Origin of the sequence: Acinetobacter sp. YH12108 (assembly GCF_013419055.1) — a bacterium.
In the GTDB taxonomy this organism is placed as follows: Bacteria; Pseudomonadota; Gammaproteobacteria; order Pseudomonadales; family Moraxellaceae; genus Acinetobacter.
The window spans coordinates 1-14093 of the sequence record NZ_VPAW01000040.1; the positions used below are offsets into that span (position 1 = coordinate 1).

At 39.4% G+C, this 14093-nt stretch carries 8 protein-coding genes and 7 pseudogenes; 8 read left to right on the forward strand and 7 right to left on the reverse strand.

Annotation, left to right across the window (positions count from 1 at the left end; translation table 11 throughout):
- The 3 genes and pseudogenes from FTU46_RS15860 to FTU46_RS15870 all read left to right on the forward strand — a co-directional run.
- Positions 1-75, forward strand: a pseudogene (locus FTU46_RS15860) (IS6 family transposase); the annotation flags it as partial.
- An 842-nt stretch (positions 76-917) separates the two neighbouring features.
- Positions 918-1226 carry a helix-turn-helix transcriptional regulator gene (locus tag FTU46_RS15865; RefSeq protein ID WP_180105318.1) on the forward strand — a complete coding sequence of 103 codons (309 nt, stop codon included), beginning with the start codon at positions 918-920 and terminating at the stop codon, positions 1224-1226.
- Positions 1223-2512 carry a type II toxin-antitoxin system HipA family toxin gene (locus FTU46_RS15870; protein ID WP_180105319.1) on the forward strand — a complete coding sequence of 430 codons (1290 nt, stop codon included), beginning with the start codon at positions 1223-1225 and terminating at the stop codon, positions 2510-2512. Before FTU46_RS15865 ends, FTU46_RS15870 begins: the two co-directional genes overlap by 4 nt.
- An 18-nt stretch (positions 2513-2530) precedes the next feature.
- Here FTU46_RS15870 and FTU46_RS15875 read toward each other — a convergent pair whose 3' ends face one another.
- Entirely contained in the window at positions 2531-5878 is a 3348-nt protein-coding gene (locus FTU46_RS15875; RefSeq protein ID WP_180105320.1) for a DEAD/DEAH box helicase, read from the reverse strand.
- Positions 5879-5997: 119 nt separating this feature from the next.
- Positions 5998-6126: a hypothetical protein gene (locus FTU46_RS16810; protein WP_257218602.1), complete on the reverse strand. Its 129-nt coding sequence runs from the start codon at positions 6124-6126 to the stop codon at positions 5998-6000.
- On the opposite strand from FTU46_RS16810, the pseudogene FTU46_RS15880 reads away from it, so the two are divergent.
- A pseudogene (locus FTU46_RS15880) lies at positions 6126-6362 on the forward strand (hypothetical protein); the annotation flags it as partial. The gene FTU46_RS16810 and the pseudogene FTU46_RS15880 sit on opposite strands and share 1 nt — an antisense overlap.
- Positions 6363-6391: 29 nt before the next feature.
- Here the strand turns inward: FTU46_RS15880 and FTU46_RS15885 are convergent.
- Positions 6392-7741: pseudogene (locus FTU46_RS15885) on the reverse strand (fructose-specific PTS transporter subunit EIIC); the annotation flags it as partial.
- 12 nt (positions 7742-7753) lie between these two features.
- On the opposite strand from FTU46_RS15885, the pseudogene FTU46_RS15890 reads away from it, so the two are divergent.
- Positions 7754-7897: pseudogene (locus FTU46_RS15890) on the forward strand (IS4 family transposase); the annotation flags it as partial.
- Positions 7898-8317: 420 nt separating this feature from the next.
- Here the strand turns inward: FTU46_RS15890 and FTU46_RS15895 are convergent.
- Positions 8318-9937, reverse strand: coding sequence for an oleate hydratase (locus FTU46_RS15895; protein WP_004883953.1), 1620 nt, complete (start codon positions 9935-9937; stop codon positions 8318-8320).
- A gap of 383 nt (positions 9938-10320) precedes the next feature.
- Between FTU46_RS15895 and FTU46_RS15900 the strand changes: the two genes are divergently transcribed.
- The 3 genes and pseudogenes from FTU46_RS15900 to FTU46_RS15910 form a co-directional block, all read left to right on the forward strand.
- Positions 10321-11414 (forward strand): IS4-like element ISAba33 family transposase gene (locus FTU46_RS15900; RefSeq protein ID WP_180017856.1). Its coding sequence is split into 2 segments (ribosomal slippage): positions 10321-10864 and positions 10864-11414, totalling 1095 coding nucleotides; the frame shifts between segments, so codons are not numbered across the junction.
- 120 nt (positions 11415-11534) lie between these two features.
- Positions 11535-11669 (forward strand): annotated as a pseudogene (locus FTU46_RS15905) (IS3 family transposase); the annotation flags it as partial.
- Between the two features lie 113 nt (positions 11670-11782).
- A pseudogene (locus FTU46_RS15910) lies at positions 11783-11905 on the forward strand (VF530 family DNA-binding protein); the annotation flags it as partial.
- Between the two features lie 624 nt (positions 11906-12529).
- Here FTU46_RS15910 and FTU46_RS15915 read toward each other — a convergent pair.
- From FTU46_RS15915 to FTU46_RS15925, 3 genes and pseudogenes are all read right to left on the reverse strand, one after another.
- Positions 12530-12931, reverse strand: a complete 402-nt coding sequence (locus FTU46_RS15915) for an NUDIX domain-containing protein (RefSeq protein ID WP_180105321.1) — start codon at positions 12929-12931, stop codon at positions 12530-12532.
- Positions 12928-13518 carry a TIGR00730 family Rossman fold protein gene (locus tag FTU46_RS15920; RefSeq protein ID WP_166135108.1) on the reverse strand — a complete coding sequence of 197 codons (591 nt, stop codon included), beginning with the start codon at positions 13516-13518 and terminating at the stop codon, positions 12928-12930. Before FTU46_RS15920 ends, FTU46_RS15915 begins: the two co-directional genes overlap by 4 nt.
- 439 nt (positions 13519-13957) lie before the next feature.
- Positions 13958-14093, reverse strand: a pseudogene (locus tag FTU46_RS15925) (IS5/IS1182 family transposase); the annotation flags it as partial.

Below are 14093 nucleotides of genomic sequence, written 5' to 3' on the forward strand. Positions count from 1 at the left end.
GGACAAGCATCGTCATTTTATTATGGTCAGCCTCAGGGTGAAGTGTGTCTAATCAACAGGGTTTTCGGTCTCTAAGTACTTTTTAAAGGGAACATCATCGACTCAAATCTCTATTTGCAACAGTGCCGTGGTGAGCTGGATGAAGCGGTAGTTGCTGAAATTAACCAGACTTTGCTGCAATACAAGGTAAACTTTTTCCGTGAACAGCAACATCTGACTGATCTTGAGTAGTCCACCAATAGACGATATTTGTCTAGGAGAGTAGTGGCAGTCCACAGAGAAGAATTTGATGATATATACATTTTTACCATATGATAAATTTTTATTTTAAATTAAATTTATTGAAACCAAAATCTAGGTGACTTTTATAAAATAAAAAATCTAAAATAAAGTGACCAAAACAACATGAAATGATCTAAATTGATCAAAATTTTACTCCACCAAAAACTATATACCAGTAATTAAATCATATACTTATAATTAAGGTCATTTAATAGAATAAATCTCGGTGACCTTGCCAAGGTTGGGGTCGCGAGTTCGAGTCTCGTTTCCCGCTCCAGATTCTAAAAGCCTCAGTTGAATGACTGGGGCTTTTTTATTGTTGTTTTATTCAATATTTTACTTCATAAGAAATTTTTATACTTAAAAAAGTAAGTTTACAAAAGTGCTCTTTCAAAACTGTGAACAAAAAACCGTGTAGATGATGCTCCAGAGTATCAATCATACAAGATAAAAAAAACTCCAAAACAAAAGATAGTATTAGCTACTACTAAGTGGCTTATGTTAAACAAGATCAGCTTGCCTAGATCCTAAATATTGATGCCGCGGAGCCTGTTAATAATTTCTGTCATTGCTTCTTAATAAAAAAGCAACTAATATGCCTCTTATACCACCAAAAAGCAATAAATGTATCTACAATGAATAAGTCTTTACTTCAGCAAATCAAAAAAAGACGAACCCAATTGGGCTTAAAGCAAGTTGATATGCAATCCCGTACAGGCATTTCAAGACAGCAATACCAAAAGCTGGAAAGTCAAGGCAATCCTCGATTAGATACCTTAGAAATTATTGCGGCAGGACTAAATGCTCAACTGATGCTCATCCCAGATGATAAGGTTCATTTGATTAGACAATTATTGAATGATGAAATTAAAGTCACTATTGAAGATCAGGATGACTTAATGACTAACCCATGGAAGGGTCTTCTCGGAGGAGAGGAACCATGAATACTGTTGCCGTCCTGAAATTAACATTACATCACGGTATCGTTGGATACTTGGCAGGATTTCAGAGCGGAAAAAATATTCTGGTTTTTACAGATTCTTTCCGCTCTGATCAGCAACGCCCGACCTTGAGCCTGCTGACTTCCCCCTTGTATCCTCAAGTGGATAAGATTTTAGAAAAGACCTATGTTACACATCAGCGTTTACATCCCTTGCTATCAAACTTGCTACCAGAAGGTGCATTACGCGAACTGATTGCACAAAGCCTCAAAGTACATATAGACAATGAATTTCAGTTATTGGCAGCTTTAGGTCATGATTTACCTGGGGCACTAATTGCAACCCCAGTAGATCCAGAAGAAATCCCAGATGGAATAAAATTTAAGCTTCAGATCTCGAATCCAGATCAGATATTAAAACAAGAGATTCGGACAAATAATAAGTTTTCCTTGGCCGGCGTCCAAATGAAGTTTTCCATGAAAGCCAAAGATGGGCGTTTTACATTAGCACAGGCAACGGAAACGACTCTACTCGGGGACTGGATTGTCAAAACTCCTTCTTCCAGACATGCCTTTGTTCCGCTAAATGAATATTCTATGATGAGCCTTGCCAAAATGGTCGGAATAGATGTCCCTGAGATTCGCTTGGTGGATATGGGACTCTTACAAAACCTTCCACCATTAAATTTACCCCAAGAGCAATATGCTTTTGCAATAAAAAGATTTGATAGACAGAGTACTGCTGATACTACAGAGCTTATTCACATCGAAGACTTTGCTCAGATCTTCGGTGCATATCCACAGCAGAAATACAGCACCACAAATTATGAGCAGATAGGAAAGATCATTTATCAATTTTCAGATAACAAAATTCTTGATATTCAGCAATTTGCCAGCCGCTTACTTGTCAACATTTTGCTCGCCAATGGAGATGCACACTTAAAGAACTGGAGTATGATTTATCACGATAAAACAACGCCAAGATTATCCCCTGCATACGATATATTGATGACAAGTGTATATATTGAAAATGAGCGTCATTTCGCATTGAATCTTGCCAAAAATAAAGATTGGTATTTAGCTGAGATGAAACACTTTAAACAATGGGCGGAAAAAGTCGGTGTTCCATGGCGTGTTATAGAAAAACAACTTCACGCCATTATGGACAAAGCACGTTCAGTATGGCCAGTGCTATTACTAGACTTACCTATGATTTCTGTTCATAAAGAAAAATTAAGAGAACATTGGAAAAGATTGCATCCAGACTTTCAGATACTTACAGATAATTAGAGGAAACCTGTAACCAAGCTAAAATTTCTCAAACAATTTCATCACATCATTTTCCGTCAGTTTCGCTTCTCCCTCATGATCTGTGCTTAGAATAGACTGTGCCAGTTCTGCTTTATTCTGCTGCAAGGCAATAATTTTTTCTTCTATGCTTTTATTGGTAATCAGCTTATACACAAATACCGGCTTGTCCTGTCCAATCCGCCATGCACGATCTGAAGCTTGATCTTCAGCAGCAGGGTTCCACCATGGATCATAGTGAATGACCGTATCTGCGGCAGTTAGATTCAGACCGACCCCTCCTGCTTTCAGACTGATTAAAAATACCGGCACTTGTCCAGACTGAAATGCTGTAATGACTTCATCTCGCTTTTTGGTCTTTCCAGTCAGCTTCACATAGCCAATTTTTGCGTGATAGAGCTGTTGTTCAATCAGTTCCAACATTGAGGTAAACTGAGAGAAAATAAGAATTTTTCGCCCCTCTTCCACCATTGGAACGACCATATCGATCAACTGTTCAAGTTTGGCAGAGTGTGCCTGCCCGGTTTTCACTGAATCCAGTTTCAGTAAGCTAGGATGGCAACATACCTGACGTAGCTTCAGTAAGGCATCTAAAATTTGAATTTGACTACGTTTAAAGCCTTTTTCTGCCACAATTTTCTGAATGCTTGCCTGCATCGTGGCGCGAACAGCCTCATATAGCTTGGATTGCTGTTCATTCATGTCAATATTGACTTCAATCGTGGTTTTTTCTGGCAATTCCTTGGCAACGTCAGTTTTCAAGCGACGTAAAATAAAGGGTTTAATGCGGTTTACCAACTTTTGCCTTAACTGCTGATCACCGCGTTTTTCAATCGGATAGCGGTATTTTTTATTAAAGATTTCTTGTGAATATAAAAATCCTGGCATCAGAAAATAAAATATTGCCCACAGCTCACCCAAATGATTTTCCATAGGTGTACCGGTTAGACATAGACGATGTCGTGCTTTTAATTGCCGTACCACCTGTGCAGCTTTGGCACGCGGATTTTTGATATTCTGTGCTTCATCCAAAATGAGTTGATGATATTCATATTGTTTCAGTTGTTCTTCATCTCTCGCCAAGAGCGGATAGGTGGTTAACACAATGTCATAGTGCGGAATCTGCTCAAAATACTGATGGCGGTCGGGGCCTTGTAGCAGCAGTACCTTGAGCTCAGGGGTAAATTTTTCCGCTTCTTTGAACCAGTTATGCATCAGCGATGTGGGTGCAACAATTAAGGCGGGTCTGTCCTGCAAATGACCAGCCTGCTTTTCCATGAGTAAGTGGGCTAAAGTTTGTGCTGTTTTACCCAAACCCATATCATCTGCCAGAATCCCGCCATGCTGGGTTTCCCTTAAAAACTGTAACCAGCCTAGGCCCTGCTGCTGGTATGGACGTAATTCCCCCTGAAAACCTTGTGGTGTCGGCAGTTGTTGCTGATAGCCTTGTTTGAATTTCTGCGCAAATTGCTGCAGGCGATTACTGACCTGCCACACCATCCCCAGATGATGCTGTAATTCTAATAGTTGACTCGCATCATAGCGATCTATGCTACGCTCTTCTTGCTGTAAAATGCTCTGCAAATGCAACAATACCGGCTTAATGTCCTTTGCGGATAAAGCCAAATCTGGTTGATCCGCTGCAGTTTTCAGGGTGAAAATGTGACTGTCATTCAGATGACCAAAAATCCGTGGATCAAGTAAATCAGGCTGTTCTTTCACCAAAGCCACAAGTGCATCGAGTAAATCATAGCTATTGCCTGCACTGTCCTGAACGGTCGCCCCGATATTGAACCAGTCTTGTTGGCTTTCAGATTCAGTGATGGAAATATTTAAATTTTCAACATATTGCAGCTTAAATGGGCTGTGTTCCAGATGCTCTATCTGCCATCCAATCAATTCAATTTGATTGATGGGCATCAGCTGTTTGATCCAGTCTCCATAGAACGCAAAAACCATAGAATCGAGACGTTGTTTATCCAGTTTTAATTGCTGGTCATAACTAAGATCTTTCACCCACTTCAGTGATTCGACCAATAGCTGTAAACGCTGGATTGACTGTTGTTCCTGAACTAAGTCCCGAAGCTGTCGCACCATTTTGCCATGCTGCTCACCAATAAAACTGTCACCTGATGTACCTGCTTTTATTCGCCCGCCTGCATAGGAGAATTCAATTTCGGCACAAACAGACTCTTCCCATTTCCAATCAAATTTATCTAAAACACCGAAGCGTAAAATTGGCTGGGGACTACCCTCAAGGACATCAATATGCTGAATAGACTCGGGCCGAGGCAGATTTTTCACGTCTGAATATTGATGAGTCAGTTGCTCAAACTCTGGCAAGAGCATAGATGGAAGATCAGGCATCTGTAAAAAATGGTACAGAAGATTTGCCGTATATTCACCATATAACTGGCCCACCGTGTTGTGTTGAATATCCACATAACACGGTGGCTGGCTCGCGAGAATCTGAATATGAGGATTTGATTTTAAATCGAGTCGAATATCACCATTGACCAATTCAATATTTAAATGCTCAGTCTGTTGTTTAGCCCCTTGTTCCCATCTAAATTCGATGTTGTAGCCTTGTTCTGACCATTGAAGTGCAGCATGGCTCTTTTTTTTCCAATAAACATCGCCACTTTGAATAAAAGATTTGAAATGCTCCAATAAAATTCTGGAGATATCAAGATTGCTTTGATAAAAGCGTTCGTCACTGTTTATTTTGGCATAATAATAAATCTGGTTAAATAATTGTCGTTTTTGTTCAGGTAAAGTCAGATGCTTTCTGGTGATATTTTCATATTGGGTATAATAACTTTCCCCCGCAATTGAGCCGTTTTTATTGCGTCTGGCTTTCTGCACATCAACTGTCAATTTCTTTAAGCTGACAGACTGATCTAGCAGGTAAATTAAATAATTGTTTGTTTTGACAGATTGCTCTGGTTCAGTCTGTTGTAAATACCGTTTAAAATCATTCAACCAGCGCTGCGCCTGATCATCCCCCCGTTGGCGTTTTGCGATTCCCTGCGGGGATTGAGAGTCAGCATAACGCTGCTGAAATTCCTGGCGATATTCCTGAAAGAATAACCGCGCTAAAGCAGCAGCATGTTTACAGTTATATCCAACCGGACAAGTGCAGTCGTCATCGATTAAACGGTCTTTTTGGGGATTATAGGTAATTGCGGTATCGTAATAATCTGTTCCTTCAATTTGGGCATACATCGTAACCCCGTCTTTTTCCTCAAAGAACTCAATCGTTTCCCTATCAATGTGTTTAGCATAGCTCAGACTGCGCTGAAGAGTTGCAGTACTAAAGCGAGATAGAAAATTGATCAATGAGGACATAATTACCAGAAACCAAAAATGTTTATACAATTATAACGGACAAAGCTGTCATTTCAGAACAGTACTGCTCGCCAACGTATCAAAAGGAAATAAATCCATGCTCAAAAACTTAATGTTTACTACAATGGATGGGGTGAATATTGGCTTTGGGGTACATTGGTTTCCTCAACCGCAATCACAGGTCGGCCATTAATCGCCTTTGAATACAGTGCAGAAGCGATCAGTAAAGGTTTAGAACTTTCCTCCACATCAAATGGATATCATGGGTGAGGCACTGAATATTCCTCGACAAGCTCTTGTGAAACTTGGTACTCAGGAAGCAGAACTTTGTGTCCAAGAAGTTGATGAAATTATTGGCTCGATTTGTAAGGTTACAATCTGATTCAGCAATATCGCTCATGACCTATTACCTGGACAAATTCAAGCAGAGACTCTCCAACTGATCCAAAATAGGATTGAGCATAATATTCATTTATTGCACTAAATAGCTTTCACAAAGCTTCTATGAAGGGCTTATTCTAACCGTTGTTTTATTACGGCATAAGCTACACCAGTCACCACACTTCCAATCGCAATCGCCAATAAATATTTTAATGGATAATTCATCGCATTCGGAATGATCAGTACCATTACACCGCCATGAGGAGTGACTAGTTCACATTTAAATAATGCAACCAAAGCCCCAGTTACAGCACCACCTGCGATCGCACATGGAAGCACTCGAATCGGGTCTTTGGCAGCAAACGGAATAGCCCCTTCCGAAATGAAACATAGGCCCAGAACTACAGCAGCCTTCCCTGCATCTTGCTCAGGTTTGGCAAATTTATGCTTTGCTAGAAAAGTTGCAATTGCCATACCCAATGGCGGTACCATACCCGCAGCCATGGTAATCGCCATCGGTCCGTATGTTTGTGACGTAAGTAAGCCCACCGTAAAGGCATAAGCCGCTTTGTTTATTGGGCCCCCAACATCAATACACATCATACTCCCAAGGATAACCCCCATGATCATGGCATTGGTCGTCCCCATATTGGCAAGGAAGTGTGTGAGTAATTCAAACAATTGTGCAACAGGCTGTCCAACCACATAAATCATGATTAAACCAACAGCTAAACTGGCCAATAGTGGAATAATCAATATTGGTTTTAATGCTTCTAGGCTACTCGGGAGTTTAAGCTGTTTCGATAAAAATAACGCAATATAACCTGCAATAAAACCTGCAACTAATCCACCGAGAAAGCCTGCCTCTAATTGTGTGGCAAGTAAACCGCCAATCAAACCTGGAGTTAAACCCGGACGATCCGCAATAGAATAAGCAATGTAACCTGCCAGCATAGGTACCATAAGAGTAAATGCTGCAGCACCTATTTGCTTTAAGGATGCGGCAAAGCTTCCTTCAACAGGATTGAGGCCAAACATAAACGAGATGGCAATGATCAAACCGCCCGCCACCACCATCGGCAGCATGAAAGACACCCCTGTTAAAAGGTGTTTATAAATTCCTGTTTTTTCTTTGTTTTCATTTCCTGTCTTAGTGGCTATTTGCTTACCCGTTTCAAGCACTTTGGCCTCAGCAATTGCATTTGCAAAAGTCTTATCCGTTTGTTTAAGGGCAAATCCTGTACTGCAGCGATATACACGTTTGCCTACAAAGCGATCTGTATTGACCTCAATATCCGTTGCTAAGATCACCACATCTGCTTTGGCAATACTTTCTGCCGATAAAATATTTTTAGCCCCAACCGATGCTTGGGTTTCAACATCAATCTGATAACCGTGCTTTACTGCACCTTGTTGTAAGGCTTCGGCCGCCATAAACGTATGCGCAACACCAGTTGGACATGCTGTAATGGCGACAAACCGTGTAACCCCTACATTTCAGTAAGTTTATTTCGCTACGGTTTGGACTATGTTCAAATGGCTATTCTACGTTTGATTGGTTTTGGAAAAAAAGAAGAATTTAAGAAAGTGCTAGCAATTTTAAGAAAGAAAAAGCCTGATAGGGCAAGGATCCTATGAAATTTGTCGTGTACAGAGGTAATTTTTATGAAATCTAAAATCATGAGAAAAAGATAGAAAAGCACTTAGTCAGTTTCGGAGTATTATTTAAAACGTGGAGATGTTTTTCCTATGTTGATTAGTCAATTTATTTACGAATGAGGTATAAAGTTTTATCTAATTTTTCTTTTTATCCAATTTAAAATTAGGTGCGTACACGGCCTCAACTTTCAATAAAGTATAAAAGGTGTTTGTGTAGGCAATACCCTTACTTTTGATAAGCCAAAAGAAAGCAAAAGCCTTTGTTACCCATACATAACATCCCTATTATGATGGATAACGTGTGGCATCCCTGCCACACTCGTGTATCCAAACGTTGCTTAAATTAAACTATGTAATAGTGGCGACATAAAGGTGCTCTTATCGCTATATATTAAAAACTTAGTGGAACACTGTTTCTAAAGCTTTTAAACCCACTTTGGGATCAAGTAGACCGTTGTAAATTTCAGGGATTTCACGTTCCACCCCAAAAAATTCATAAATGGCAAGCATCGCCCCACGAACTGAATATTCCACAGTAAAGACCACGTCATCTTCAATTTCCACAAACTGTCCAAGGAAAGCAAAGTTTTGTGAGCCTTGTGGAATTACCTGTGGACGATCCCCCGGTTTACGGCAGGCGAATAGGGCAGAGGCGTATGGCATCATGGCGGTAGTAACATCAGTCGTTGCCAAAACATGATCTAAAATGTCGTCAAAACCGAGCTGTTTAATCAGTTCTGTTAGGATTTCTTGCCCCGTGGCTTCGGACATTGGTTTTTTGATGTAATCGCCTATATGGTCAATTTGGAAACCGTAGCCCCATAAGGTATATAAACCTTCAGGTAAGTCGGCAAAGTGTGGCTGTGCAGGAACCACGATGGATAAATGCCAACCCGACTCATACCAAGTCATGAGTGCGCCTGTGCCTGGTTCATTGCCTGTATAGTCAATAATACGTTTAAGTAGCACGTCATCTTTCATGGTCAGAGTGAAAGACTCCCACTTATGTTCATCGACATTGCCATAAAAAGTCATTGGACGGCCAAAGTCTGGGGCTTTTTGTGCCAGCGTTTCCCAAAGCGTCCAGCCATGATCTTCTCGATGACGAATAAGGGCAGGCACGTCATGATTACCGCCATAACGTGAGTCTGCTGTAATAGAGCCTAAAGTGAAAATAGCTAAATCATTGGCTTTCAGATTAATTTGCTCTGAGCCTTCAGGCAATTGTACATATAGGCGTGAAGCGTAGCGTTCTTGAGTTTCAGCATTGGTAATGAAGTCTGCATCTGTGACATAGTGTCCAAAACGCACATCGACGCCTTGTGCGACTAACCAACGCTGTAGGGGCAGAATCATCGAGTCATATTGGTTGTACTTGGTACGTTTCACACCCGCTAAGGTATGAATGCGTGGCAATTCTTGAATAAAACGCAAGAAATAGCGTCTTAACTCTGCTGCACTGTGCCATTTTTGAAAAGCGAAAGTCGTGCGCCACATGCGCCAGAAATTGGTTTCAAAAAAGGTTTCATCAAAAAACTCATCAATGCGGCGACTGCCAATTTTTTCTTCTTTTGAAGCTAATAGGCGCAGCATCTGTGCACGATGTAGCGTATTCAGACCAAGCTTTGCTGCATCCGCAATGACATGTTCGGCATCAATCAACCGTGCATTGGCGTGGGTTTTCACTTTTTCATTAAACTCACGACATTCTTCACGCACCGAAATGTCTGGATTTTCCAAAGATGGAATACTGGAAAATAAGTCCCATAGGCACAAATAAGTTTCATCGGTCAGCATTCGCCCACCACGTGTTACCCAAGCTTGCGCGGCATGCGGTGTATGTCCACCATCCATCGAACCACCTGAAATATCGAGTTCTTCTAAAATATGGATATTTTTGGCAGGGACTTTGGCATCACGGATTGCAAATGCAGCAGCAGCCATACCTGCGATACCACCACCAATAATCCAAAGATGGGACTGTTGCGCGTCTAATGGGGTGCGCTTCTTATTTTGCATGGTTCACCTTTAATTATGATGTTAAAAATTATGAAGTAAAAAAATTGGTTTAGAAAAACCTTAAAAATAGTATGTCTTTTTATATATGAAAAATGTATGAAATGGGAAGCAATCCCCTCATTATATTTTGTAATCAAAAATAGACGTATGATGGCTATTTTTAATACACATTTGTCTTTTTATTAAAATTGAATATGATCTAAATAATTGATGTTAATGTTTATTGTTGAGTAATTGCTCTATTGTTGTTTTCACTATGCCGTATGCTAAATTTCTTTAAAAATAGGCTTTTTATTTATCATTAAAAAATATCTTTGTACACGACAAAAAAAGATAACTCATTGAAATAATGGCATAATACTTGTTTTCTGACGACGAATATGATGACACATTTCAATGAGTTACATCTCATCTTAAACAAATATCTAAAGTGGAACAAGTCACATGCAAAATGTTTTACACTGATTATGCTTGCATTAATTGTAAAACAGACATGTAATCTTTCTTCTGCATCTAAAGCCTTACCCATCAAGTGCTTACCACAATCATTTTATCGACGTATACAACAACGCTTCTTTGCAGATCAGTATTTCGATTATCGTCAAATTTCTCAGTTAATTTTCAATATATTTTCATTCGATAAAGTCCAATTAACTTTGGATAGAACTAATTGGAAATGGGGAAAACGAGATATTAATATCTTGATGTTAGCCATCGTCTATCGTGGAATAGCAATACCTATTGTTTGGACATTGCTCAATAAACGTGGAAATTCAGATACAAAAGAGCGTATTGCTTTGATTCAACGCTTTATCTCCATTTTTGGTAAAGATCGTATTGTGAATGTGTTTGCAGACAGAGAATTTATCGGTGAGAAATGGTTTACATGGTTAATTGAAAATGACATTAACTTCTGTATACGTGTTAAAAAAACTTTATTGTGACCAATCACTTAGCCAAGAATCATAAAATTAGTGATTTATTTCGTCATCTTCAAGTTGGTCAAACTGAATGTCGTAAACGACGTATTTGGGTTGGTCGAGTGAAACTGTATATTAGTGCGCTACGATTAGAAGATGGAGAGCTTTTACTTGTTGTTTCTCCTATGTTTAATGCTTCTGCTATTCGTGATTATGCATTACGCTGGGAAATCGAAACGTTATTTAGTTGTCTCAAAGGACGTGGATTCAATCTTGAAAATACTCGTTTAACAGACCCTAGACGAGTCAAGAAATTGATAGCAGTGCTAGCTATCGGTTTCTGTTGGTGCTATTTAACAGGTGAATGGCAACATGATCGGAAAAAAGCGATAAAAATAAAGAAGCATGGACGACTTTCAGTAAGTTTATTTCGCTACGGTTTGGACTATGTTCAAATGGCTATTCTACGTTTGATTGGTTTTGGAAAAAAAGAAGAATTTAAGAAAGTGCTAGCAATTTTAAGAAAGAAAAAGCCTGATAGGACAAGGATCCTATGAAATTTGTCGTGTACAGAGATTTGTGTTATAGCGTTTTAAAACATCAGACTGCCTATCAAAGAGATTATTTATTAGCCGAATAATCTCAAAACCTGATTGACTACCAAGACGGTATCTCAGGTCGCTGACTTCACATATATTAAAACTCATTCAGATTGGGTCTAAACCACATTTATTATTGATGTTTTTTCATGTGCAATTGTTGGCTGGAAAGTATCAACACGTAAGAATACAGATATGGTGCTTGATGCGCTGAGTTATGTATCGTCTTTTGAGCTTGAAGCAATGTACGATTATAAGATTAACCCGTTAGGTCAGGTGGCCTAACTTAAATAAAAAAGTCTCCGACAAACCCGGTACGGTTCAGTTTTTGCATAGACCCAAGTGTTAAATCATCATTACGATTCTTGCGTACCACACCATGGACACGTGAAAAAGTAGAAAGCTTATATTTGTACGTCTTACGCCAAAAGGCCAAACAGAAACCGTAGCCTCAGGCAACACCCCTCTCATCATAAAATTATACCAGTCAGTAAAACACTCTTAGATTAAGCATATGAATGTTGGTTATTATTGTTGATTATCACAATAAATTAGTGACCAAAAATCAAAGTACCCTACCCCACCTTAAATTACGTCACACAAAATTAAAACTCTATATAACTGTTATATATAGAGTTTATTAACATACCAATTATGTAATTTAGTGTATTTTATGTCGGTGACTCTTGCCAAGGTTGGGGTCGCGAGTTCGAGTCTCGTTTCCCGCTCCAGATTCAAAAAGCCCTGATCGAAAGATTGGGGCTTTTTGAATTGTCGTTCTCAATGACTAAATATTCTGCCTAACCCTGCTTTTTTCTCAAATTAAGAAAATTTTCTTTAAATCTTGAATCTCTAGAACTCTGGTTCGATTTATCTTTTTAGGGAACTCCTGCTAAAAGGATTGCACTTCATACAGGTTTAAGCATCTAATTCATCCAAGCAGTTAATGATAAAAAACCATAAAAAAAGCCCATTTGAGGGGAAATGGGCTTTTGTAAACATCAATGTTAACGCTCTAATATGACAATCTGGTTAAATTTCATATCTATAGATTAAAATTTTTTGAGATCCCATTAGATTCCCAATAGTTGCTTACACCATGGAATTGAAATATCCCGAGTTAAAGGGGCTAAAGGCAGGTCTGGATGATTGAGATCAACCCATTGCATTTCCGCAAGTTCAGCCTGAACCTGTGGCTGACTTTTTAACTTAACCTGATACAAATAACTGACCAGCGAATGATTCAATTCGTTCGCAGCCACGGTTTCATATTTGCCAATATAAGACAGTATTTCCATCTCACAGCCTGTCTCTTCCAGAACTTCCCTAGAAAGTGCAGCTTCAGGCAATTCATTGGGTTCCAGCTTTCCGCCCACATGCATAAAGAAATCGGTATCTTTTTTACGAACCAACAAAATCTGATTCTGTTCATTCAGAATGATAGCCGCAGCAATCCTAATCACTTTATTACTCATACCGATTCTACTGCCTTTACACTTTTATTCCATTTCGGTTCAGGCGCATGATAATGCTCCAAAGCATCCAAAACTTCCTCAATTGAACTTGAGGAAATCAAGGCATCGGTAAAACGTGACTGGGTAAATCCAGCCTCAGTCGTTTTCATCAAGAAATTCAGCAATTCATCATAAAATCCATGGATATTTAAAAATGCACAAGGCTTCTGATGAAGGCCCAACTGCCCCCAGGTCAACTGCTCAAAAATTTCTTCTAAAGTCCCCACCCCGCCCGGCAAAGCAATAAATGCATCCGCCAGATCAGACATTTTTGTTTTACGTTCATGCATATTTTTCACCACATGCAGCTCTGTTAACAGCGGATGGGCCAATTCTGCATCGACCAGATTTTGTGGAATTACTCCAATGACTGTTCCACCAGCATGTAATGCACTATCAGCCACAACACCCATCAGTCCAGCTCGGCCGCCACCATAAACCAGCGTGATTCCCCGTTTCGCAATAGACTCACCCAAAGCTTGGGCCTGCTCTTTAAAATTTTCGCTATTCCCCATAGCTGAACCACAAAAGACTGCAATAGATTTCATTTTTTATCCCCTCATCGATCAACATATTCTAACTGCATTAAAATAAAAAAATTGTCTTAAAAACAAGCAAAATAACCATAATCGGCTAATTTATCGAAGCGCATGATTCAGAATAAATCCTCACTTCTACAGAAAAATACGGATAATTTTCAGTCAGACTTGTACGCATTGACTTACATCGATTCCGGTTCTTTACGGCTATCCCGAATAGTGGAATTTTCCTATGATACTTACATCAGGAACAGGAAGTTCCATATAACAATGACAATAGATAAGCACAAGGATTGTAAGGTACGACAGGAGTTATACCGAGCTAACCAATACGAAAAACCCCGGCAGGATGCCGGGGTTTTTTATTAATTTTTATTTAGTCAATCAGGCTGCCAATGACCTGAAATTTTATATTTGACTAGGATCTGTTGACACTTACTGTTCATAATTAACCCTTTAACGGTAGCCATAAAAATATACAGGCTAAGGCAACAGAACTTTGATAATTTCTTTTGAGCTTGTCATATCGAGTAGCTATTCCTCTAAATTGCTTTAATCTACAAAACATATTTTCAACTAAATGC

Bases quoted from the DNA above. Each gene is read 5' to 3' on its own strand.
- FTU46_RS15865 (WP_180105318.1), top strand. From the start codon at position 918: ATGAATAAGTCTTTACTTCAGCAAATCAAAAAAAGACGAACCCAATTG.
- FTU46_RS15870 (WP_180105319.1), top strand. From the start codon at position 1,223: ATGAATACTGTTGCCGTCCTGAAATTAACATTACATCACGGTATCGTT.
- FTU46_RS15875 (WP_180105320.1), bottom strand. From the start codon at position 5,878: ATGTCCTCATTGATCAATTTTCTATCTCGCTTTAGTACTGCAACTCTT.
- FTU46_RS15895 (WP_004883953.1), bottom strand. From the start codon at position 9,937: ATGCAAAATAAGAAGCGCACCCCATTAGACGCGCAACAGTCCCATCTT.
- FTU46_RS15915 (WP_180105321.1), bottom strand. From the start codon at position 12,931: ATGAGTAATAAAGTGATTAGGATTGCTGCGGCTATCATTCTGAATGAA.
- FTU46_RS15920 (WP_166135108.1), bottom strand. From the start codon at position 13,518: ATGAAATCTATTGCAGTCTTTTGTGGTTCAGCTATGGGGAATAGCGAA.